This is a genomic window from Psychrobacter nivimaris, assembly GCF_904846365.1.
GTDB lineage: Bacteria > Pseudomonadota > Gammaproteobacteria > Pseudomonadales > Moraxellaceae > Psychrobacter > Psychrobacter nivimaris_B.
This window is the reverse complement of record NZ_CAJHAL010000031.1, coordinates 1-25232: the sequence shown is the minus strand read 5'-3', so window position 1 is coordinate 25232 and position 25232 is coordinate 1. Positions and strand designations below refer to the sequence as shown.

Sequence of the window (25232 nt, the reverse complement as noted above, 5' to 3'; positions counted from 1 at the left end):
TAAAAAAATAGTACACTGGAAATACGCTCTAATTCACTATTCATAAAAGGATAATTAGCAAATGGCAGGTAAAACTCGCGTCGCCAAATATCAAGCAGATCGAACCAATCAAAAGTTATATTTCTGTCGTTTATCTTGCCAATCTGCAGGAAGTACCAATGATAAGCAGTTATACCAAGCCCATTGTGAGACTGCTATTTTTCATTTGCATGGTGCGCTGCTGGCATTTATTCAGGAGTTGGGTCATTTCTATAGCTTAAACATGACGGCGCCAACTTTGCTTGATATTGAACAAGCATTGAGCGAGCGTACGCAAGTATCTCCTGAGATTCAGCGTTTACAGCAACTGCAACAGCAAGGTTTTATTGCTAATATAGAACGTGCTTATCAACGCTGTCTGTATGCAGTACCGCCAGATACTATCGTCGATGAAGCGCCAAACAGCCATTCAGCGTCGCCAGACTTGATTGTCAATGTCGTCACTTTATCCAATCAATGGCTGCCTGATGAGGCCACAATACGAGAATGGCGTAATCAGCTTTTAGAGCTGATTGAACAACTGCGTGCAGGTATGGTCGAGTTCTAATAGGAAGTTCACCAGAAGATTTATTCTTTGAGCGCTATTTATTGAACCATTTGGAAGTATGATTAAGTAGGGTAGATCATAATCTATAACGCATAAAAAAGGCTTATTCAGTCATTACTGAATAAGCCTTTTTCTTATTAATTGAGAATTGTCTTGTTTGTTACTCCGGCATCGGTGGCATACTCTCAACGGGTGTCACTGTTAATGGATTTTCCGGTACGCTGTCACCACTGCGATTGCTACTTGGTTTCGTTGATGGTGGAGTGCTCGTCTCCTCAGTAGGCTCTGTAACCGAAGGCTTACGCTGCTGGGTTTGAGTCTTGACTGGTTTCGCTGATTTATTGGAGGCATCGTTAACTAGGACGCCATCATCAGTCATCTCTATGATGTCTTGCTGTTGCTTTCTGGATTTTGAGCGGTTATTGATAGATACCCATTGGCTTGGCGTGTCTTTCAGCTGAGCTTTCATAAAGTCCATCCAGACTGGCAGCGCTGCTACACCACCGTATTCACGGCGGCCCATAGTAGATGGTTGGTCAAATCCCATCCATACTACTGTCGCATTGGTAGGATGGAACCCTGCAAACCATGCATCTTTGGCCTGATTGGTGGTACCAGTTTTGCCACCGATATCATTGCGACCTAATGCCTTTGCTCTTACTGCTGTACCGCGTTGGACTACATCGCGTAGTATATCGGCCATCTCAAAAGCGACTCTAGGTTGCAGTATACGCGGTGCTTGTTTGGCCCTTACATATTGTACGGCAGGCGCTTTTAGGCGGTCTGACTGTGGACCTGCGTCGTATACCGTTAAATCAAGCTCTTTATCTGTTGTTTCGCTATCATCATTACCTTCTGATGATGTATTATCGGCAGTTATTTCATTAGTACTATCATCAGGCGCTTCAATTGACTTCTCATACTCTTCAACTAAGCTGCTATTAACCTTCTCAAGTTTTTCGTTAAAGCATAGTGCACACGCTTGACGTGGATTTGCCTGAAACAACAGCTCGTTTTTATAATTGTAAATTTGTTCAATAAAGTAAGGTTGGACACGATGACCACCATTCGCGAAAGTTGAGTAAGCCGTGGCCATTTGTAACGGTGTGGCTTGTCCGGCTCCAAGTGCTAATGATAATGTTGTTGGCAGCTTTTCTTTATCAAGGCCAAATTCATCTAATAGGTTGCGCGTACTTGAGATACCGATAGCTTGTAACAAGCGAATAGATACAAGGTTACGCGACAAATATAAACCACGACGTAAAGTGATATCACCTAAGAAACGTTCATCAGAGTTTTTCGGTTTCCAGTCACCTACTTGAATAGCTCGGTCAGAAACGATGGTATCTGGGCGATAACCTTTTTCTAAAGCAGCGGTATAAACAAGCGGTTTAATGGTTGAGCCAGGTTGACGCCAGCCTTGTAGAGCGCGGTTGAACTTACTGTGGTTAAAATCAAAGCCACCGACCAATGCATTTACAGCACCAGTCTCTGGATTCAACGAGACCAAACTTCCTTGAATTTTAGGTATTTGACCTAATTGCCAGTTGCCATTAGCCGTAGGTATCACACGAACAATATCGTTCTTCTTAACGACTTGACTGGCATTACTAGGGTAATAACCAATACGGTCAGCAGAAATATACTTACGTGCCCAACTCATACCAGACCAGTTAACAGTCACTTCTTCACCGGATTGCAGGACTGCTTTAAAACTACGAGAGTTGACTTTAATTACTTTAGCAGGAGACATGTTGCTGTAGCGTTGGAAGTTTTCAAGAGGCTCATCATTTGCTTCAGCCCCGCGCCAACCATGGCGATGCTCATAGGCAATTAAGCCTGTTACTACTGCTGCTTCTGCATCTGTTTGTGCTTTACTATCTACTGTGAGACGTACGCGCCAGCCACCGTGCATGACTTGATCGCCATAACGTTCGACCAAAGAAGCGCGCGTCATTTCTGCCAAATAAGGCATATTTACATCGAGCTTTTCTTTATATAGGTTGATACCTATAGGGGAGTTGACCGCTTCATCGTACTGAGCTTTAGTAATATAGCCAAGCTCATGCATGCGTCCAACGATCCAGTTGCGGCGAGTCAGTGCACGGCTAGGATTGGCAACAGGATTATATTTAGAAGGGGCTTTTGGTAGGCCGGCTAACATGGCCATTTCAGCAATGGTTAAATTGTCTAATGACTTACTATAGTATTTTTTGGCCGCAGCACGAATGCCGTAGGCACCTTCGCCCAGATAGATTTTATTGACATATAGCGTCAAAATATCATTTTTACTCAGCTCGTCTTCGATTTTCCGCGCCAAAAACAACTCTGTGAGTTTGCGGTTTAAAGTACGTTCTGGACTTAAGAAATAGTTTTTAGCGACCTGCATCGTAATGGTAGAGCCACCGGTTTGACCATCGTCATCAGTGACTGCTTCGGTGACAGCGCGACCAAGACCTTTAATACTGATTCCGCTATGCTGAAAGAAAGAAGCATCTTCGGCCGCTAAAAAAGCATGAGTTAAATCTTCAGGAATCTCATCAAAACTAACTGGTAATGATAAACGATTGCCGTATTGGCCGATTAATTTATCATCACTACTATAAATCTGTAATGGCATTTCTAATTTGGCTGTTTTAATTTCTTGCGTACTAGGTAGGGTTGGCGATAGATACATGGCCATCCCATAAAAACCAATAGGTACAGCAAGTGCTAGAACAACTGCCAATGCTAGGCAAGCGATAAAGAGTCCCACCAAAAAGCGAATGAGACGAGCGGTAGCATTTGTTTTGGCCATAATAAGACTTATTAGTTAGAATTTGTAGCAGACAATATTATTATACATTGAACAAAATAGGCAGGTCATAATAAATGTGTAAGTTGGCCTTAATATATTTTTAAATGCTTGAATCTATCAATTAAGTAAAGTATTGTATTGAATTATTACAAATAACTACCAGATTGTACACTTAATATAAGGTATAGAGCTAGTGAGGCTATTTACTTCCAAAAGTCGACATTTGATTGGCGTGGATATTTGTGCCACTTCAGTAAAGTTGGTTGACATACAGCGTCAGCAAGGCATGTTCCACCTAAAATCTTATGGTATTGAAAGACTACCGGAAGGTATCGTGGTCGATAAGATTCTAGTAGATACAGAAGCTGCCGGTAATATTATAACGAGCTTGGCAAGACGCTGCCAAGTCGCGGGTAGCAATGCTGCGACCGCTGTTTCTGGCTCTGCAGTGATTACTAAAATCATTGATATGGATATGACACTCAGCGATGTAGAGCGTGAGGCGCAAATACGTTTAGATGCCGACCAGTATGTGCCTTATCCATTAGAAGACGTCAATCTAGACTTTGAAGTATTAGGACCGTCTTTGGTTAGTGAAGATATGGTTCAGGTGTTGCTTGCTGCTTCTCGTTCAGAGAACGTCGACCAGCGTGTCGATGCTTTAGCCTTTGGTGGCTTGCAAACGAAAGTCATGGATATCGAGTCTCATGCAATCGAGCGTGCGTTTGGATTGATGGTGGATAGCCTTCCAAACGTACCAGAACTAGTAGCATTGGTAGATATTGGCCACAATCAAACCACATTATACATCGCTAAGAATGGTGAGTTTATTTATAGTCGTGAGCAGTTATTTGGCGGTGCTCAGCTGACCGAGGCAATACAAAATCGCTATGGCCTATCAGCAGAAGAAGCGACACTAAGTAAACGCGAACGTACCTTGCCTGATGACTACTATCCTGAAGTACTAACCCCTTTTATAGAAAATACCATTCAACAAATCACTCGCTCTTTACAGTTTTATTTTTCATCAAGTCAATATAGCAGTATCGATCATGTGGTGCTTGCAGGAGGCAGCAGTTCTATTGCAGGTCTCGCTGGTATGGCACAACAAAAGCTGGGTGTAACTGTCAGTGTTGCCAACCCTTTTACCAATATGACTATTGCACCAAATATTGACAATGAGCAACTGGCGGTTGATGCGCCAAGCTTAATGGCTGCATGTGGTCTTGCGTTAAGGAGCTTTGACTAATGGCTCGTATTAACCTTTTACCTTGGCGACAAGAAGAGCGTGAACGTCGTAACAAAGAGTTTATGACATTGATAGTGGCAGTGACGTTACTGACGCTATTAGCAGCTTTTGCTTCATGGAGCTATTTCAATAATGAACTTGATGAGCAGCTTGATGCCAATGCATTGATCGAACAAGAAAACACTCGCTTAGACACCGCATTGACCGAAATTGACAGTTTAGAGCAGCGCCGTGAAGACATTATTTCACGCATGCAAGTCATTCAAGACTTGCAGGGGCGACGTCCTGTACCTGTACGCTTGTGGGATGATCTCGCTAAAGCTATTCCACCAGCACTTTATCTAAATAACCTTAAACGTGAAGGTGATACGCTAACTTTGACAGGCTTAGCGGACAATCCAAACATTGTGTCCAGCCTGATTCGTAACCTTGATAACAGTAAATGGATGGGCAACTCAGCAGTAAGTAACATTCAACAGAATATTAGCGCTTATGAGGCTGCTCCAGTCCTCAATAATACGGTTAATACTGGTGAGCAGGCGCGACCTGTTTATCCTGAAGACAGTTACGTACAGTTTGTAGTAACGACTAGAGTACAATCGGAAACTCCGACTGCTGCTGACACCGATACTGGTCTAGGAGGAGCGTTATGAAGCTTATCCGCAAAAAGAGCCTCTCTAAAACCAAAAAATCTGCTTTAAAGCCAAAAAAGCAATTCGATTTAAATGAGTTTCGCCGTAGTTTTGAGTCGCTAGATTCAGAAAACTATGGCAGTTGGCCATTACCTGTAAAGGTGACAGTGATTGGTCTTATCATCACTTTTATCGCAGCATTGTCATGGGCATTACCCATCAGTAGCAAAATCGATGAGATCAATGCGGCTGAAAGCCAGCAGCAGACCTTGCTTGATAGCTACCGTGAAAAAGAATCTCGCGCTCGTCATTTAAAAGCGTATCAGGCGCAAGTGGTTCAAATGGAAACTGAGTTTAATACTTTGTTAGATCAGTTGCCAAAAGATACGCGTGTGTCAGAACTGGTAGAAGGCATAAACATGACAGGCGTTGGTAGCAATATCCGCTTCCAAGATATTTCAGTAGAGCCTGAAATCGAAAATGAATTCTTTATTGAGCAGCCAATACGTATCGCGGCTTTGGGTGAATACCATCAGTTTGGTAGCTTTATCAGTGGTCTTGCTGCACTGCCTCGAATTATTACGATGCATGATTTTGAAGTTAGTAACCCGCAGCCTACATTAGATGTTTTGCCAGAGCTCAATTTAGTATTGCAAACTAAGACTTATCGCTCTAAAGAAGCGGCTCCTGAAGGTGATGCCGCCGCCGCTACTGATACAAATGTAGGAGGCAACTAATGACTATTCAAAGACTGCCGATATTACTTGTTTTGAGCATGGCAACGTTATCGATGACAGGTTGTACAGATCGTATTGGTATGGCAGAGCAATCAATGGCTGACATACGTAATCAGCCTGCCCAACCTATTGAGCCGCCGCCTAAAGCCGAACTGGTAGAGGATTTTGTGTATAGCGCTAGCTCGCAGCGTAGTCCGTTTTTGCCACCGAGTTTAGTCAATGTACAAGGCCCGACTACTTCTATAGATGGTGTACGACCAGATATCAACAGAATCAAAGAACCGCTTGAGCAGTATGAACTGTCGCAATTGGTCTTCCGAGGTGTGGTGATTTCGCCCGAAGGTCAGCGATATGCATTGATACAACGTCCTGATGGTTCCGTTGCCAGTGTTAAAGTAGGCGATTATCTTGGATTGAATGACGGCCGTATTGTTGAAATCACGCCGACCCAGGTTAACTTGATTGAAATTGTGCCAGACAGCCGCGCCGGGTTTGTAGAAAAACCCCAGTCGCTGGTATCCCCTATAAGCTAAGTCGGCAGATTTTTTGAGGAATAAATAATGACAGTACGCAATAACAAGGTAATGATGATGAGCAACCGCATGTCTTCTGCTTTTGCCATTTCAGCACTGGCAGTCAGTATGGTGGCTGTGACTAATAGTGCTCATGCTGCACAGCGCATCGATAATGTCTCTGTAGTACAGACCGCACCTGCAGTGACGCAAATGCGTTTGGGGTTTACAGGATTGCCAGTATTGCCTGCAGCCTATCAGCTTGATGATCCTAGTCGCTTAGTCCTAGATTTCGAACAAGTACAGAATGGGCTTGCTAGCCGCTTTAACGAATACAACATCGGTGCGATTAATGACGTTACTACGCTAAGTAGTGACAGTACCACGCGCCTCATCGTTGGTTTAAAAGAGTCAGGAAATTATACGACAGCGATTGAAGGCAATGATTTATTGCTGACCATCACTGATCCTAATCGTCCTGTCATTACCAGCGACCCGATTCAAGATGTACTTAATAACAATTATAGTATGACAACGACTGCAGTCGTTACGCCTATTGTTGAGAGTTCTACTGTACCAGTAGCACCTGTACGTACCACGAGCAAGGTTGTCGTGAAGAACGAAGTACCAGCTGATACGATGGTGGTCAGAGTCAATCCGCTTTTGAACCCTCAATTGGCCGCTTCACAAGTAAGCAAGCAGTATAGCTATGATGGGTTAAGCGCAGTCAATTTTTCAGCAGGCAGTGATGGTGGCGGTAATGTCAGCATGGTACTGGCCAACGAAGCCATTCCAGTAGATGTGCAGCGCCAAGGTAATAAACTTGTCGTACGTTTGACTGGTAGTACGGTTCCGAGAAACTTATTGCGCCGATTGAATATTAATAGTGGTCTTGTTGGTAGTATTGATACTAAAAACCAAGGTCAGAATGGCGTCGTTACCATTAACATGAATGACGATTATGAGTATCAAGCCTACCAATCAGGTAACCAGTTAAATATTGGTATTAAAAAGCCTGAGTTGTTACGTGAGCCGACGCTGGAAGAAAGAGTTTATAGTGGCGAACCGCTATCTATGGAATTCCAAGATGTTGAGGTTCGTAGTGTCTTAGATATTTTGGCGCAGTTTACTGAGATGAATATCGTGGCAAGTGATTCTGTTGCTGGTAACATCACTTTGCGTTTGATTAATGTTCCTTGGGATCAAGCCCTCGATATTATTTTGAAAAGTAAAAATCTAGGCAAGCGTGAAAATGGCAATGTGATTTTGGTTGCGCCTTCTACGGAACTTGCTGAACAAGAAGCACGTGAACTAGAAGCGCAGCAAGCTGTTCAATCTTATGCGCCTTTGCGTACTGAGTACATTCGTTTAAGCTATGCAAAAGCACAAGATGTTTTAACGCTTATTTCGCAAGGTAGCGGCGCAACTGGTAATAGTAGTGGCCTAGCAAATAGCGATGACAATAATACGTTGTTATCCAATCGTGGGACGGTAACGGTTGATGAACGTACCAATACTTTGATTATTAAAGACGTGGCTGACAGTATCGAAAATATCCATAAATTAATCAGCAAAATTGATATACCTGTTCGCCAAGTCATGATCGAAGCACGTATTGTCAGTGCAACTGATAGCTTCAGTAAAGAGATCGGTGTACGTTGGGGTATATTATCAAACGGTGCCGCCAACAACCGCAGCTTATTGGTTGGCGGTAGCGATCAAACCTTATGGGATTTAAAAGATTTTGATGTAGAGACGACGACGGTAAATGGTCAAACCGTTTCTTATCCTTCTTATGACATTACTCGTCCTGATAACTTAAACGTTGATTTGGGTGTTTCCAACCCAGCAGGTAGTATCGCCTTTGGTTTGCTCAGTATGTCTGATGTGATGCTAGATCTTGAGCTGTCAGCACTGCAAGCGGATAACCGTGGTGAAGTTATTTCTACACCAAAGATTTTGACCGCAGACAAGCAGACAGCAAAGGTCTCTTCTGGTACTCAGATTCCTTATCAAGAAGCATCAGCCAGTGGTGCGACGACAACCAGCTTTAAAGAGGCTGCATTAAGTCTAGAAGCGACACCAAACATCACACCTGATGGCAAGATTGGTTTGCAATTGGTCATTACCAATGGTACACCGACTATCATTAATAATCAGGTTGCCATCTCTGAGGATTCTATATCAACCAACGTTATTATTGAAGATGGTCAGACAGTCGTACTGGGCGGCGTCTTCAAAAACCGCACTAGTAATGGTGTAGATAAAGTACCTTTCTTAGGAGACTTGCCTTATATTGGTCGTGCCTTCCGTCGTGATGTACGTAGTAATAGTAAGGAAGAGCTACTTATTTTCGTAACTCCGAAGCTTATTAATGATGGTACGAGTCGTCTGAACTAATAATAAATTGTTTAGCTAGTTACTAAAAAAAGTAAGCCATAGTGCTTGCTTTTTTTATGCGCGAAATTAGTGGTTTTAGCGTTGCAATATTTATGTATGTACCGATGAATGATGCACTCTAAATTTTACTCACAATAATCACGGCTCATTACTAGCCAGAATAACAATGACGTTGTATCATACCTAATTTAGCTGAGTAAGTATTATGGGGCAGGAATTACCGTCGGTGTTTTTAGTGGGTCCGATGGGAGCAGGGAAGACGACAATCGGAAAACTGCTTGCCAAGCAGTTAGGTCGCACTTTTGTAGACAGCGACTGGTATATTGAATCGCAGACAGGTGCCGACATTGCTTGGATATTTGCCAAAGAAGGCGAGGCAGGTTTCCGTGAGCGTGAAACGCGTGCCATTGATGAATTGACCCAAAACTCTCAAATCGTATTAGCGACCGGTGGCGGTGCAGTCATGTGTGCTGAAAACCGAGAATTCCTAAAACAGCGTGGCATTGTGGTTTATCTTAATGCACCGGTCGAGGTACAGCTTGCACGTACCTCTAAAGACAAGTCTCGACCATTATTGCAGCAGCCTAATCCTAGAAAGATATTGCAAGATTTGTATAGTGCTCGCGATCCACTCTATCGCCAAGTCGCCCATATTATTATGCCTACTGGTCACACGTACCCACGCCATATGGTCAATCAATTGATGCAGCAGCTAGAATCATTCGTCGATTGCACTACGGACTCATCGGTGCACCAAGAAGATTAGTAATAGACTGGCAACTACGATTGATAAACAGACTCAATTACTTTTACCTTATCGAAAATGCTTTAGGAGTATCACATGGTAATGCCGTTTCATGATGGCTTAATAGTTCATACGCAAAGTCATGATTATCCTATTGTCATTACTGAACAATCTACGACTGAACATAGTAGTATGGCGAAGCAAATCACGCCTTATATCAGTGGCCGTCAGGTTTTGATTGTTACTAATGACACTGTGGCGCCTTTATACTTAAAAGCATTAGAAGATGAGTTAGGAGAGCAGTTTACGGTAAAGGTGTGCGTACTGCCAGATGGTGAACAATACAAAAATCAGGCAAGTATTGATCAGATTTATGATGCACTGATGACAGAACACTTCAATCGTGATGTGACACTTATTGCCCTTGGCGGTGGTGTAGTCGGAGATATGACTGGCTTTGCTGCTGCCAGCTTTATGCGCGGTGTCAATTTTATTCAAATTCCAACGACGCTATTGTCACAAGTGGATTCTAGTGTTGGTGGTAAAACAGGTATCAATCATCCGCAAGGTAAAAATATGATTGGTGCTTTTTGGCAGCCGCAAATGGTGCTTGCTGATATGAGTACGCTTAAGACACTGCCTGCGCGTGAGCTATCTGCTGGAGTGGCTGAGATTATTAAATATGCCCTTATCATGGATGAGGCCTTTTTAACGTGGCTTGAAGCAAACTTACCTGCAATGATGGCGCTTGACTTGGCAGTACTTGGTGAAGCTGTAAAGCGCTGCTGTCAGTACAAAGCCGATGTAGTGGCACAAGACGAAAGAGAGTCGGGTGTGCGCGCGCTATTGAACTTTGGCCATACTTTTGGTCATGTGATTGAAACACATGAAGGCTATGGCAATTGGTTACATGGCGAAGCAGTAGCGGCTGGCATGGTACAAGCAGCTGAGCTATCGCAAAAAATTGGCTGGTTAACTGATGATGAAGTCGTACGTATTAAGCGTGTTTTAGAATTGGCAAACTTACCTATTACGCCACCAGCTATCGATGTAGACACTGCTTTAGATTTAATGGGCCACGATAAAAAGGTGAAACACGGACAAATCCGCCTAATTTTGTTAAAATCAATTGGCGATGCGGTAATGACTAATGAGTTTGACAGCCAGTTATTGCACGAAGTTTTGTCAAAACATAGCGCGTAACGTCTTAAAAATTATCGCTTATATATTTATACTAAAATCTCGTACTTATAGCCGACTGGTTGGCTGTACCTTTGTTTAAATAAGCATTTATATCATGCTGTAAAACATGTGTTTACCAAGGACCGCCTCATGGCAACATCAAAAACGAAAACGCGTACTGCTAGCCAATCATACAGTCGTCAAGCACTGATTTGGCTAATAGTGACCTTGCTTTTAGGGGTGGTCACAGCGTTAGTATGGATGTTTAGTCAAACGCCAGCCATGGGTGCCAAAATTGAGAATGCACCGATATCAGCGCCAGAGATTTTGAATGAAGAGTTTGAGCAACCATTAAAAGTCGAATCGCTACACGAGCTAGATACGGATGTACAACCGATTAACTTTGATACAACGATTCGAGATTTGCGCGATTATCCTGATGAGTTTAAAGACAAGCGTTATCTGCTAGCTAATAAAGGCAAGTGGACTGTTCAAGTAATGAATGTCGCTGAAAACGATGTGATTGTCAGTTACCTAGAAGGCCGTCAAGATCGCGATAAATTTGCTTATTTCCGTTATCTTGATGACGAAAAGCAAGTCCGTTATATGCTGACTTATGGGATTATGAGTAGCCCGCAAGAAGCGGTAGGAGCAGCAAAGCTAATAGACTTTAAGTTACCTACGAATGTACGTGTACTGCCAGAAGAGATTAATCGGTATGTCAGTATCATTGATAATTATGAGCGTCCTGATCCAGTAAAAGATTTGAGTACGAAACGTACACGTGCCGTCGATTTGAAACCTACCAAGCGTGAAGTGCCTGCTCGTTTGCAAGAAGAAGCTGATGACGCCGCTGCTCAAGCAGCTAGTGCTAATAATAATCGAGGTAACCAAGAAAGCGCTAATAGTAGCAGTACTCAAGAGAGTATTCGTCAGTCAGTAGATACCTCTGCCACACTGTCTGTTAGTGAAGAGCGTACGGTTGGTGGTGAGACGCAGACAATATCTGAAACATCGCCAAAAGAAGAAAACAACGCAAGTAAGCCTGCGCCAGAAAACAAAAAGCCTGCGGCACCGGCGGAGAACTCTACTAGTAAGAAGCCACCAGTCGTGCCAACGCCTAAGCCCCCTAGTAGCACAAATAATAATTCAAATGCTAATGGCAAAAATGCTAACGCTAATCCTCCCAAGAATAATAGCGACAGTATAAAAGCGCTAATAGAAGATAAGAGTAATTAGTTTTTGCCTGATTAATTAAACCCACTAGCTATTTGGTTAGTGGGTTTTTTTAGCCCTATACAAAATAATTTCATCGTCATAATAAACGGCAAGCTACTATTGCTAAGTATTATCAAAGCCTTTTACTAACTGTCATTTATATGGTTTACATTAAAATTTTAATAGTAGTTTTATTTGTCTCATAACCAATAGTAATAAGTCCTCTTACAATTTATGGCTGATGAATCGATAGAAAAGACTAGATTTTTCGACAATCATTAACTAATATAACTGTGGGCGACGTTCTGTATAGTTATCGTAAAAAATGTCTATTTAACAACTATTTAGTGGTTTTTTCTTAGTTTTTAGAGTTCTTTACTAAATATTATTGTCTCAAGCGCGGTTACTTACTATCTATAATAAGGTTATCGTAAGTGACGCAACCTCTCTTATTGTCACTCTTTTTAGGGTAAACAAAGTGCTTGAATACAGAGCGTCAGATATTCAAGATAAATAAGTGCACCGTTATTAAGTTATTGTATGCTTAGCTCTAAATGCTAAACATGACAATATAACAAATGATGCTTAAATGAATGGCATTAGATATCACTGATTGAGTAACTGGCATTTAAGGGCGTAGATTCTTCCGTTGCCAAGGGCTGCTACTTACTATCTTTTGATACACGGACCACATGTCAAGACATCAGCTAATGACCAGGAGGGTCAAGGGTTTTACTTTCTCTTAGAGTATGATGTCTATCGAGCATTGCACTATTTGCCAATTCGAACACACGAATATCCACTATCAGCCCGTTCTGCTTACGGGTACCAACTTATACTCCGCATTGGAAATGTAAGTTGCCCGTCTACTTAAAAGGACAAGCTATGTCAATGATTTCCTCACAAACACACCTGGCCACGCCAGATGATTTTTCTGATAATTGCGGTTTTGGCCTAATTGCCCATATTGAGGGTGAAGCGAGCCATGATTTGGTAAAAACTGCCATTCATAGTTTAAGTTGTATGACACATCGCGGCGGTGTTGCTGCTGACGGTAGAACTGGTGATGGTTGTGGCTTACTATTAGCGACGCCTACCGATTTCTTTAAACAGATTGCTGCTGAGCAGCAATTTGCCATTACGGACAACTTTGCTGTCGGTATGGTGTTCGTTAATTTAGATAGCGATAAAGCCAAGCATAGCCAACAAGTATTGAGCGATGAGATTACCGCCCAAGGATTAGAAGTGGCTGGCTGGCGTGATGTACCACTCGACTTGAGTATTGTTGGTGAGATTGGTCGTGAGACATTGCCAGACTTTAAGCAAGTGTTCGTTAATGCGCCAGATGACTTGGCTGCTGATGATTTCAACCGTAAGTTATTTGTTGCACGCAAAAAAGCAGAGCAGCGTTTGACGGATGATGAGCTATTCTATGTATGTTCATTGAGTTGTCAGACTATTATTTACAAAGGCTTGGTAATGCCTTCAGACTTACCAGCGTTTTTCTTGGATTTGCAAGATGAGCGTTTGGCGTCACATATCGTAGTATTCCATCAGCGTTTCTCAACCAATACCTTGCCGCGCTGGCCACTGGCACAGCCATTCCGTTATCTTGCGCACAATGGTGAGTTAAATACCATTACAGGTAACCGCAACTGGTCTAAAGCCCGTACGCCAAAGCTAAAATCAGACAAACTGCCTAACTTGAATGAGTTGACACCACTTGTAAATAGTACCGGTTCAGATTCATCAAGCTTAGATAACATGCTCGAAGTGCTTATGTCTGGCGGTATGAACCTATTCCATGCAATGTCTATCTTGGTACCCCCAGCGTGGCAGAACGTTGATAGCATGGATATGGATCTGCGTGCGTTTTATGAGTTTTACTCACAGCATATGGAAGCGTGGGACGGTCCAGCAGGTCTAGTCATTCAGGATGGACGCTATGCGGTCTGTATGCTCGATAGAAACGGTCTGCGACCGTCACGTTGGGTAACCACTAAGAATGGCTATATCACTGTTGCATCAGAAGTGGGCGTTTGGGATTACGAGCCACAAGATGTATTAGCAAAAGGTCGCGTTGGACCTGGTCAAATGCTGGTCATTGATACGTTAACAGGTCAAATTTTAGATACGACGGCTATTGCAACTTTACTAAAAACGGCGCATCCATATCGCAAATGGTTGCGTGAAGAAGCGACGCGTGTCCGTGATGATGAGCGTCTAGAAGAGACATTGGCAACGCAAGCGTGCCGTGGTGATAAGCTCAAAGCGCTACAAAAAATGTATCACATCACCAATGAAGAGCGCACAGAAATCATTCGCCCTAATGCTGAAAATGGTCAAGAACCAGTCGGCTCAATGGGTGACGATACGCCAATGGCTGTACTGTCGCAGCAAATTCGCCATGTCGGTGATTTTTTCCGCCAGCAGTTTGCACAGGTAACCAATCCGCCAATCGATCCATTACGTGAATCAATCGTGATGTCGTTGCAGACCTGCTTAGGCGCTGAGACTAACGTATTTGCACCATCTGCGAGAGATGCTCATCGTATTATTTTGTCATCGCCAGTATTGTCAGCCAGCAAGATGCAGCAGCTTGAAACTTTGGATGATCCAGCGTTTAAGATGGCTCGCATTGATCTGAACTATGACCGTACTTTAGAACTATCTGATGCCATCGTGGCTATTTGCGAAGAAGTGGCAGATAAAATCCGTTCGGGCAATACCTTGATCGTACTGTCTGATAAAGAGATCGATGCAGACAAAGTACCCGCCAACGCCATTATGGTAACTGGTGCTGTGCATCATTATCTAATCGCGCAAGGTATCCGTACCGATGCTAATTTAATCATTGAGACAGGTCTTGCCCGTGACTCGCATCAAATAGCGGTATTGATTGGTTTTGGTGCAACTTGTGTATATCCATATCTGGCATACGATGTCATTGATGATTTGGTCGCGACTGGTGAGCTACTCGGTGATCCGATTCAAGCCCGTGTTAATTTCCGCAAAGGCTTAGATAAAGGTTTGCTGAAAATCTTATCAAAAATGGGTATCTCTACCATTGTTTCTTATCGCGGCGCGCAGTTGTTTGAAGCAGTCGGCCTATCAGAAGAAGTCGTCAATTTATGCTTTAAAGGCGTACAAAGTCGAATCAAAGGCGCTACCTTTGCAGACCTTGCTGCTGATCAAGCGCAACTGGCTGCCAATGCGTTTAAGCGTCGTGCCCCTCTAGATCAGGGTGGTCTGCTCAAATTTGTCTTCAACAAAGAGTACCATGCCTTTAATCCTGATGTGATTAATAGCCTGCATACTGCAGTACGTACTGGTGATTACGATAATTACCGTAATTATGCTGATTTAGTTAATAGTCGCCCAGTCGCGACGTTACGCGATTTGCTGCAACTAAAAACTGACAACAGTATCGATGTCAATGATGTTGAAGATATCTCTGAGATTTTGACCCGTTTTGATTCAGCTGGTATGTCATTAGGCGCGCTATCTCCTGAAGCACACGAGTCAATCGCAATGGCTATGAATACCATCGGTGGACGCTCAAACTCTGGTGAAGGCGGCGAAGATCCTGCGCGTTACGGGACGCTGCGCAACTCAAAAATCAAGCAAGTTGCCTCTGGTCGTTTTGGCGTAACGCCTGCCTATCTACGCTCAGCTGAAGTGATGCAGATTAAAGTTGCTCAAGGCGCTAAGCCAGGTGAAGGTGGACAGCTACCTGGTGGTAAAGTCAACGCGCTGATTGCACGTTTACGTTATTCGGTGCCAGGAGTGACACTGATTTCACCGCCGCCGCATCACGATATTTACTCTATCGAAGATTTGGCGCAGTTGATTTTTGATTTAAAACAAGTCAATCCAGACGCATTAGTATCAGTTAAATTGGTGTCGCGTCCAGGTGTGGGAACGATCGCAACGGGCGTCGCAAAAGCCTATGCCGATCTGATTACTATCTCAGGTTATGATGGTGGTACAGCAGCGTCTCCGCTATCGTCTATCCACCATGCAGGCTCACCATGGGAGCTGGGTCTGGCTGAGACTCATCAGTCTCTACGAGTGAATGGATTACGTGATAAGGTACGTGTTCAGACTGATGGTGGCTTAAAAACAGGACTGGATGTCGTCAAGGCCGCTATTCTTGGTGCAGAAAGCTTTGGTTTTGGTACCACGCCGATGATTGCGGTTGGTTGTAAATACCTACGTATCTGTCATTTAAATAACTGCCCAACAGGCGTCGCTACCCAAAAAGCCAAACTGCGTGACGAGCATTTCATTGGCGAAGCAGAAATGCTGATTAACTTCTTTAAGTTTGTGGCGACCGAAACACGCGAATGGTTAGCAGCACTAGGGGTTCGCAGCATGGAAGAGCTGGTCGGTCGTACTGACTTGCTCGATATTTTAGAAGGCAATACTGAAAAGCAGCGCCATCTTGATTTGACCCCATTGCTATTTAGTCATCCAGCTAGCGTGGGCAAAGCACAAACGTGTCAAGTGGAGCGTAACGAGCCATTTGATAAAGGGTTACTTGCTGAACAGATGATTAGCGATATGATTGTGAATATTCGCCAAGGTTCAGGCGGTGATTACAACTATTTCGTTGGTAACTGTGACCGCTCTATCGGTGCTCGTATCTCTGGTGAGATTGCACAAGTATGGGGCAACCTTGGCATGAGCGATATGCCGATCAAGCTTCGTCTTACTGGTACAGCAGGTCAGAGCTTGGGTGTGTGGAATGCAGGCGGTCTGAATATTGAGCTTGAAGGCGATGCCAATGACTATGTCGGTAAAGGTATGGCAGGCGGTGAGATTGTTATTTACCCGCCAAAAAATTCGAACTTTACAGCACAAGAAACCGCCATCATTGGTAATACCTGCCTATACGGGGCAACAGGCGGTAAGCTATATGCTGCTGGTACAGCAGGTGAGCGTTTTGGGGTACGTAACTCAGGTACGCATGCTGTCATCGAAGGCACAGGTGATCATTGCTGTGAATACATGACAGGCGGTATCGTGACTATCCTTGGACGTACTGGCCTCAACTTTGGTGCTGGTATGACCGGTGGTTTTGCTTATGTACTCGATATGGAAGGAGATTTCTTTGATCGCTGTAACCATGAGCTGATCGATCTCAACCGTATCTCAAGCGAGCAAACCGAAGAGCATCGTATTCACTTGCAACAAGTGATTGAGACTCACGTAGAAAAAACAGGTAGCGCATGGGGCCAGACCATACTAGATGACTTTGAACATTACGTTCGTAAGTTCTATTTGGTGAAGCCAAAAGCGGCAAATATCGCAAGCCTCCTCAAAACCACTATGGCAGATCCTCAGTAGTCGATCTGTAATGCTTACACAGTAACGATCATTTGCTATTTATGACTTTATGATCGCTACTTGGTAGGCATAGAGTATCGATAGTTTTGATTAGGTTAGCCAGCGTTCCGTTTTTAGAGACGTTTAACTCACAGGTTTTTAGCAGGTAAGCGACCACAGTACATCATAAGTCTCAGTGTTAACCCAAATAGGGTAGCAGATAAATGAGACATTGCTGATGGTCGCCGCTCACTATAAAAGAACCTTAGATAAAAGAGATAGCACCATGGCAAAACGCTTAGAAAATAATTTTCAGTTTTTAGATGTACCTCGTTTTGATCCCACCAAAAAAGACATTGCCACACGTTCAACAGAGTTTGTCGAAATTTATAAACCGTTCGAAAACGAAGCCGTTGCACAGCAGTCGCATCGTTGCCTTGAATGTGGTAACCCTTATTGTGAGTGGAAATGTCCAGTCCATAACTATATCCCTAACTGGCTAAAACTGGCCACCGAAGGACAGATCTTTCAAGCAGCCGAATTGTGTCACCGTACTAATACGTTGCCCGAAGTTTGTGGTCGAGTTTGCCCTCAAGATCGTCTGTGTGAAGGCGCTTGTACGTTAAATGATGGTTTTGGCGCAGTGACCATTGGTAATGTCGAAAAATATATCAACGATACCGCGTTTGCACTTGGTTGGCGTCCAGATATGTCTGAAGTCGTTTGGACAGATAAAAAAGTCGCTATCATTGGCGCAGGACCAGCAGGTTTAGGTTGTGCGGATATCTTGGTCAGAAATGGTGTCAAACCAGTCGTCTTTGATAAGCGCCCTGAAATTGGTGGCTTACTGACATTCGGTATCCCTGAGTTCAAAATGGAAAAAGATGTCATGCGCAATCGTCGTGTGATCTTTGAAGACATGGGTATCGAATTCCGTTTAGAGACAGAGATTGGTACAGACGTCACGATTGATGAGCTATTGGCTGAGTATGATGCGGTATTTATGGGTATGGGTACATACACCTATATGCGCGGCGGCTTTGCTGGTGAAGAGCTGACAGGCGTCTATGATGCACTAGATTACCTGATTGCCAACGTGAACCGTTGCAATGATTGGGAAAAAGACGCTGAAGAGTACATCGACTTTAAAGGTAAAAAGGTGGTAGTACTTGGTGGCGGCGATACAGCAATGGACTGTAACCGTACCAGTATCCGTCAAGGCGCCGAAAAAGTAGTTTGTGCCTATCGCCGTGACGAAGAAAACATGCCAGGTTCACGCCGCGAAGTGGTCAATGCTCGCGAGGAAGGCGTCGAGTTCTTATTCAATCGTCAGCCAACCGAAATCATCGGCTTAAATGGTAAAGTTAACGGCGTAAAAGTCGTTACTACTCAGTTGGGTGCACCAGACAACCGCGGTCGTCAACGCCCTGAACCGATTCCCAATTCTGAAGAGATCATCCCATGTGATGCAGTCATCATGGCCTTTGGTTTTAGACCAAGTCCTGCTGATTGGTTTGAGTCTCAGCAAGTGGGGATGGACAGCTCTGGTCGCGTACTAGCAGCCGAAAAGCAAACCTTCAAATTCCAGACCCAAAATCCTAAAATCTTCGCTGGTGGCGATATGGTGCGTGGTTCTGACTTGGTTGTGACCGCGATTTGGGAAGGCCGCGAAGCTGCGGAAGGTATTCTAGACTACCTTGAAGTGTAATACGCTAGCGCAATAGACTATTACTCATTAATACTGATGCAGTTCTCAATGAAGAATTTGACGAGTCATTTAATAAGTAATCTTCAATAGCGTAGATTTCAATATAGTGTGCTAGGATATTTTTTATAACGCCTTTTACCTGTGAATAATAGGTAAAAGGCGTTATTTTTTGCCCGTCATTTTGCTGATAGAATATCAACTTATACTTACCGCTAGTTATTGAGATTTTTAATAATCCTTTACTAAAATGTCTCACCTAAACATTCCACCCAAAAAGAGTAGCCTTGCGTGAAACCCACCCTTTATCAGCGTATTACTGCTCCATTTGTCGAACCTTATGTTCGCTACCAACATGCAGATATCCTACATGCCACTCGCCTAGGCACAGCTGTGATATTGGCCCTATTGGTCAATAAAATCACCAATCTTCCGCACGGTGAATGGACGACTATTACCGTATTTATTATTCTAGGGTTATTGCAATACCAAGGCGCTATTTATACTAAGGCGAAAGAGCGCGTGATCGGTACTTTGTTAGGTATTGGTACTGCGCTTGGGGTGTTATGGTTTAATCAGAACGCAGGCGCATGGTTGTGGGTGGACTATGCGCTCATTGGTCTGCTCAGCGGCATCATTGGCTATCTAGCCGTCAGGCAGCTTGGGTATACAGGGCTGCTAACGGGCATCACTATGTTGATGATTGTCTCTGATTTAGGCAATAATAGCATTGGTCAAGATGGTATCTACCGCGCCTTAAATATCTTACTGGGGACAGGCGTTTCGGTAGCAGTGACGCTAATTTTGCCGCTCAAATCAACGTTGATGTGGCGGTTCTTATTGAGTAGTAACCTTGACGCTTGTAGTAGTCTCTATGCAGGCGTAGGTCATCATATTGACGCAACGGATGGAGTGGTGGACGACTCTGTTCAAAAGTTAGACCCAGTAGCTTTTCCTATTAAGGAAGTACCCGTTGATAGAGCGTTGGTCACAGCGTTACAGCAGATCAATAAACGTCTGCTGGCTGTGCGACCACATATCGCGGCGACAGCCAGTGAGTCAGGAATCGAAAAAGAAACGCTAGAGACGATTCAACGTACCCACCGTAATATTATCGGGACGATTGATTTATTATTAAGTGCGGCTCCGCGCTTAGCGAATATAGAAATTGATGAAGAAAATCATGTTTTATTGGTACATTATCAGCATGAGCTAACCCAAGCGATGCAGCATATGGCAGCGGTATTACGTAGTCCAAGTGATGAAGTATTTCGACCCATTACCCGTATTGCCGTCTCAGAGTATCCAAGCGTACAGCACCTAGCGTTTGAGTGGCAGGGCTATTTTTGGCTGACCCAAACCTTGCAGACTCAATTACAGCAGCTGAGTGATTTACTACAAACATCGAAACCGCATTGGTTTGCTGCATCTGGCCTAGGCTATCAGCGCCGCGAGCAGCGCCGGATGAAAGAGCAGGGCGGCGAGACGGATTTACATTTATAGCGCAAAAAAACGCTGACCATTTAGGATCAGCGTTTTTATTTTAAAAGACTACGTTATTTTCAAGTGCTACATCAAAACTATTAACGACCCGTCTTTAGTTTGTCCCAATACTGCTGATACACTTGCAACGCCTCATCGCCTACATCTTCTTGGAACTCAGCTTTTGCTAATACTTCTTTAGAAGGATAAATCGTTGGATTGTTACGAACACTTTCATCCATCAGCTCGCGTGCTGCCTGGTTTGGTGAGGCATAACCAATTTCTTCACTCACGATTTTTGCATTTTCAGGACGCAATAAGTAATCAATAAATTTATGTGCTGCATCAACTTGCTTGGCATTTTTTGGAATGACAAAGTTGTCCATCCACAAGATAGCGCCTTCGGTTGGATACTTATAAACCAAGCTAGTCAAACCTTCGTCATTGGCCATGACTGCTTCACCATTCCATGTCATACCAAGCGCAGTTTCACCTTCGATATATGGCATACGCGTCGCATCAGAGTTAAAAGTTTTGACGTTTGGCACCAACGTGGTGAGCTTATCGTAAGCGGCTTCGATTTCGTCAGGATTGCTACTATTACCTGAGTAGCCAAGAGTCAGCAGTGCCATACCAAAGACTTCACGCACGTCATTGGTCAGCATCACCTGACCTTTATACTTAGGATCCCATAGGTCATTCCAGCTATTGACAGTTTTCGGATCGACACTGTCACCGTTAATGGCTAGACCGGTGCTGCCCCACATATAAGGGATAGAATATTTATTATCAGGATCGACTTTGATATTAGTAAATGAGGTATCAAGGTTTTTGAAATTGCTCAATTTGGATTTGTCTAGCTCTTGCAGTAGTCCTTCTTTCGCCATCTTTTCGACATAATAAGTCGATGGAATCGCTAAGTCATACTGACTAGAATCATCGAGTAGTTTGAGCTTGGCATACATCGCTTCGTTAGAGTCAAATGTGGTGTAATTAACTGAGATGCCAGTTTCTTCTTCAAAACCATCTAAAATCTCTTGCGGCATATACTCTGACCAGTTGTAAAGGTTCAGCGTCTCATTGCTCGCCGCAGCACTCCCATCAGCCGCATTATCAGAGTTGCTACAGCTGGCAAGCACCAAGCCGACAGCCATTGCTAATAATGCTTTTGGCACTATACGACCGACACTAGCCGAGGTGTGAGTAGTTGGATGTGACGATGATAAATGGGTCAAAATATCTCTCCTAAATAAAGATAATGCAAATCAGAAAAATTCAATAAAAAAGCCAAAAAGATACAAGCCTGACATGGCCAATAAAACTATTATGGTCATTAGTTTATACAATTTAAAGGGTTATCATTAAGGCAATGCTCAATAATACTAATAAAAATAGCCAGTTGGGCTAATGAGATGAGTAGCAAAACTAACTTAATGACAGCTAATTTTGGGTAGAATTGCTAGCGAGCTGCTAACCTCGAATCGAAAAAAGATAGCATATAACCATGCTATGATTGGCGCAGGCCGAAGTATGACGAACATCATTTAAGCAGATATCAGCCTTTGGCTCTAAGACACCAACCATACCATAATAATAAAGGATACAGCACAATGACCGAAAGTACCTCAACTCAAAACACCTTGAATAAAAGCCACTCAGTTATACCGGCATTGCTTACGGATAAAGTCGCCATAGTCACTGGTGCCAGTCGAGGGCTTGGTGCACAGATTGCACAGCAAATGGCAGCAGCAGGCGCTATCGTTTGCGTCAACTACCTCAATAGTAAAGAGGCTGCTGAGGCAGTAGTAGCTGATATCATCGCGACAGGTGGCCAAGCATTTGCTTATCAGGCGGATGTCACCGAGCTTGAGCAAGTACAAGCCATGGCAGCTGAAGTCATCACTCGTCATGGTCGTATCGATATATTGGTCAATAATGCCTTGCCCAGTTATCAGTTCAATCCAAGCGCTGCGTACACCGGTATTGAAACAGTAAAGTGGTCGCATTTTTCGCAACAAATGGATGGTATTGTTAAAGGCGCGGTCAATATGGTGCAAGCGGTGCTGCCGCAAATGAAAGCGCAGCAAGTAGGTAAAATCATCAATATATCGACCAATCTGGTCTACAACCCAGTGGTTACCTATTATGATTACACCACGGCTAAATCAGCGTTGATTGGGCTAACGCGCAACCTAGCGAGCGAGCTTGGACAGTATGGTATTCGGGTGAATTTGCTAGCAGGTGGCTTATTAAAAACCACCGACGCAAGCAGCTTAACCACTGAAGAGGTATTCGACTATATCGCGACTACAACGCCGCTGCGCCAAGCAACCTCGGTAGCTGATTTTGCCAATTCAGTATTGCTCATGGCATCTGATTTGAGTATGGCTATTACTGGACAATCTATCGCTGTCGATGGTGGTTTGACGATGCCTTAATTGAGTCTTTAACTGATGCCTTAACGTTCTATTGGATTTGTAGAAGAACAAAACGATCGTCAATGTGATGGAATCATCATTGCTAAAGATTTCATTTATATTTTCTATATAAAATTAGACCATAATAAAAAGCCCTTACTAGTCAGCTAGCAAGGGCTTTTTTTAAATGAACGTTAATTAAATAAACATTAATGGCTTTATGTGCCTGAACAGTCTTATGATCTCATTTCTAACTGATTAAGCACGGTTTGAATACCATATTCTTCAATCGTCCCAGTGACAAAGTTAGCGCGTTCTATTAAAGCTGGCTGTGCATCTCCCATGGCCACAGCAAACCCAACCAAGTCGAACATTTCTAAGTCATTCATACCATCACCAAATGCCATACACTCGCTTGCATCTACCGCATAGTACTCGCACATATCTTTGATACCGCGAGCTTTTGATGCGTCTGCTGGCAATATATCAGCACCAATCTGATGCCAATGTACCAGCTTTAAATCATACTGGGCAAAATCGATTTCTTGCATCTTTTCTTGCTGATTATTAAAAAATACCGAGCATTGATAGACGGTATTTGATTTGTAGTAATCAGGGTCAAGGATCGAATTGGGCGTAACCGCATTGAACTCGCGCAAACGTTCATTTTCATCTGACCAAGCGATATGAGTGGCAGAGTCAAACTTATGAATCAAATCACTCTGCTGGCACAGACGCACGATTTTATCTGTCTGTTCAGCCGTTAACGGGTAGTGGCTGATTCGGCCGCTTTTATCAAAACTATATTGTCCATTCATACAAATAATGGCGTCCAATATATCTGCATCAAGCAACGCTAGAATGTCTTCAGGCAATATGGCTTTAGAACGACCAGTCGAAATCACTAGTTTAATATCGGTATCTGCAAGCTGCTCAAGCGTCGCTTTATTGTGTTCAGCGATAATGCCGTTACGGCTCAAGGTATCATCGATGTCAAAAAAGATGATTTTGGGGGTCGAAATCTTAGTAGTCATACTTTCTTTGGCAATCTTATCTTCGATAAACATGATGATCCTATTATTTTTAGTCGTGTAGATACAATGATTCAGATACTACTACAACATACCCAATCAGATAAATACCTATCGAGTAACCTATGATGCTACAAGTATGCTTATTGAGACAGTATTTGCATGTAGCCTGTAGAACAGCTCATTGCTTGTCCAGAGTATTAACAAAAATGCTAAACGATATGATTAACTTAACCGTGTTTATTTATTATAAAGTTATATTCAATTATCAAAACTAATCTACGAAATAAGATGGACTATCGTTATTAATGCATCAGTTACCTAAAGGAACAAGTATGAACTTTTTCATCTTAAAAACGGTTACAGTTTTGGCGACCTTGGCTTTATCTGCCAATGCTTTTGCAATGGATGTTGAATTTAATGATGCTGTTTGGGATGGCAAAAAAATACCTGAGGGGCAGCAATGTTTAAACTATGACGGTAAAAGCCCAGCCACGCCTAGCATGACTGTTTCAAACATTCCTACAAGAGCTGAAAGCTTGGTGTTCGTCTACAACGATGTAAGCAATAAACGTATGCAGCATGGTGGCCATGGCATTGTCGAGTTTGCACTACCAGAGGGTGCTACGAGCGCAGAAGTGCCACGAGTATTTGGTCATACTTACGAAGTGCCAGTAGGTATTGAGATGGTCGCAGAATACCGTAACCGCAAAGGTGAGGCGGGCGGTGCATATAAGCCGCCTTGCTCTGGCGGCAAGAACCATCTGTATACGGTAGATGTACAAGCATGGCAGGGCGATTCGGTACTTGCTGAAACAACCGTTGAGATGGGACGGTATTGATACGTTAGCTATGTCAATTAATATGCAACAACAAAGTCGTCTATACAAAACTGTTTATACATAGCATAGATGGCTTTTTATTGAAGGTAAGTTGTGTTTTATATACCTATAAACAGGCTAGCTTATTGACCCCTGCTGTCAATCCCGTAGAACTAAACTTGGGAGATTTTAGTTACGCAGCCTGACGATAAAAGTCAAACCACACCTGTCTTGGCGATTTATAGCCCAAACCCTTTTGAATCCTAGGGCGTGTCTTCATTTCAAAAATGGTGATAAAAATGAGATAAATTGCCGTCAAACAAGAAAAATAGCGCAGATAATATCGGGATATTAACCAGCTATTTGACGCTGTTTGGCAAGATTTAGCCA

General features: G+C 43.3%; 17 protein-coding genes. 14 read left to right on the top strand and 3 right to left on the bottom strand.

The annotated features are described in order from the left end of the window. Window positions 1–61 precede the first annotated feature (61 nt). Complete coding sequence (locus JMX63_RS11960; RefSeq protein ID WP_201572588.1) at window positions 62–586, top strand: DUF6586 family protein; 525 nt, start codon at window positions 62–64, stop codon at window positions 584–586. Between the two features lie 160 nt (window positions 587–746). Here JMX63_RS11960 and JMX63_RS11955 read toward each other — a convergent pair whose 3' ends face one another. Then, entirely contained in the window at window positions 747–3383 is a 2637-nt protein-coding gene (locus JMX63_RS11955; protein WP_201572586.1) for a penicillin-binding protein 1A, read from the bottom strand. 193 nt (window positions 3384–3576) lie between these two features. Between JMX63_RS11955 and pilM the strand changes: the two genes are divergently transcribed. The 11 genes from pilM (at window position 3577) to JMX63_RS11900 (ending at window position 20594) form a co-directional block, all read left to right on the top strand. After that, window positions 3577–4632: a type IV pilus assembly protein PilM gene (gene pilM / locus JMX63_RS11950; RefSeq protein WP_101204296.1), complete on the top strand. Its 1056-nt coding sequence runs from the start codon at window positions 3577–3579 to the stop codon at window positions 4630–4632. Beyond that, window positions 4632–5285: a PilN domain-containing protein gene (locus JMX63_RS11945; protein WP_201572584.1), complete on the top strand. Its 654-nt coding sequence runs from the start codon at window positions 4632–4634 to the stop codon at window positions 5283–5285. Before pilM ends, JMX63_RS11945 begins: the two co-directional genes overlap by 1 nt. Further along, window positions 5282–6001, top strand: coding sequence for a type IV pilus inner membrane component PilO (locus tag JMX63_RS11940; RefSeq protein WP_201572582.1), 720 nt, complete (start codon window positions 5282–5284; stop codon window positions 5999–6001). Before JMX63_RS11945 ends, JMX63_RS11940 begins: the two co-directional genes overlap by 4 nt. Further along, window positions 6001–6534, top strand: coding sequence for a pilus assembly protein PilP (locus JMX63_RS11935; RefSeq protein ID WP_201572580.1), 534 nt, complete (start codon window positions 6001–6003; stop codon window positions 6532–6534). The genes JMX63_RS11940 and JMX63_RS11935 overlap by 1 nt, the downstream gene beginning before the upstream one ends. 27 nt (window positions 6535–6561) lie before the next feature. Continuing rightward, window positions 6562–8913, top strand: coding sequence for a type IV pilus secretin PilQ (gene pilQ, locus JMX63_RS11930; RefSeq protein ID WP_201572578.1), 2352 nt, complete (start codon window positions 6562–6564; stop codon window positions 8911–8913). A gap of 205 nt (window positions 8914–9118) precedes the next feature. Next, window positions 9119–9679: a shikimate kinase AroK gene (gene aroK / locus JMX63_RS11925; protein WP_201572576.1), complete on the top strand. Its 561-nt coding sequence runs from the start codon at window positions 9119–9121 to the stop codon at window positions 9677–9679. A gap of 75 nt (window positions 9680–9754) precedes the next feature. Beyond that, entirely contained in the window at window positions 9755–10861 is a 1107-nt protein-coding gene (gene aroB / locus JMX63_RS11920; RefSeq protein ID WP_201572574.1) for a 3-dehydroquinate synthase, read from the top strand. Between the two features lie 129 nt (window positions 10862–10990). Further along, on the top strand, window positions 10991–12079 hold the full coding sequence (locus JMX63_RS11915) for a hypothetical protein (RefSeq protein ID WP_201549310.1): 1089 nt from the start codon (window positions 10991–10993) through the stop codon (window positions 12077–12079). An 864-nt stretch (window positions 12080–12943) separates the two neighbouring features. Next, window positions 12944–17407: a glutamate synthase large subunit gene (gltB, locus tag JMX63_RS11910; protein WP_201572572.1), complete on the top strand. Its 4464-nt coding sequence runs from the start codon at window positions 12944–12946 to the stop codon at window positions 17405–17407. A 265-nt stretch (window positions 17408–17672) separates the two neighbouring features. Then, the gene (locus tag JMX63_RS11905) at window positions 17673–19094 is read left to right on the top strand and encodes a glutamate synthase subunit beta (protein WP_201572570.1); all 1422 of its coding nucleotides are present in this window, start codon (window positions 17673–17675) and stop codon (window positions 19092–19094) included. Between the two features lie 288 nt (window positions 19095–19382). Next, complete coding sequence (locus JMX63_RS11900) at window positions 19383–20594, top strand: FUSC family protein (protein WP_201572568.1); 1212 nt, start codon at window positions 19383–19385, stop codon at window positions 20592–20594. Between the two features lie 80 nt (window positions 20595–20674). Here the strand turns inward: JMX63_RS11900 and JMX63_RS11895 are convergent, their stop codons facing one another. Beyond that, complete coding sequence (locus JMX63_RS11895; protein WP_201572566.1) at window positions 20675–21808, bottom strand: ABC transporter substrate-binding protein; 1134 nt, start codon at window positions 21806–21808, stop codon at window positions 20675–20677. Window positions 21809–22183: 375 nt separating this feature from the next. Between JMX63_RS11895 and JMX63_RS11890 the strand changes: the two genes are divergently transcribed. Continuing rightward, window positions 22184–23011, top strand: coding sequence for a 3-oxoacyl-ACP reductase (locus JMX63_RS11890; protein ID WP_201572564.1), 828 nt, complete (start codon window positions 22184–22186; stop codon window positions 23009–23011). 215 nt (window positions 23012–23226) lie between these two features. Here JMX63_RS11890 and JMX63_RS11885 read toward each other — a convergent pair whose 3' ends face one another. Continuing rightward, the gene (locus JMX63_RS11885; protein ID WP_201572562.1) at window positions 23227–24057 is read right to left on the bottom strand and encodes a Cof-type HAD-IIB family hydrolase; all 831 of its coding nucleotides are present in this window, start codon (window positions 24055–24057) and stop codon (window positions 23227–23229) included. Between the two features lie 299 nt (window positions 24058–24356). Here JMX63_RS11885 and JMX63_RS11880 point away from each other — a divergent pair, with 299 nt between their 5' ends. Next, window positions 24357–24863 (top strand): hypothetical protein, encoded by a 507-nt coding sequence (locus tag JMX63_RS11880; RefSeq protein ID WP_201572560.1) that lies wholly within the window; start codon window positions 24357–24359, stop codon window positions 24861–24863. Window positions 24864–25232 lie beyond the last annotated feature (369 nt).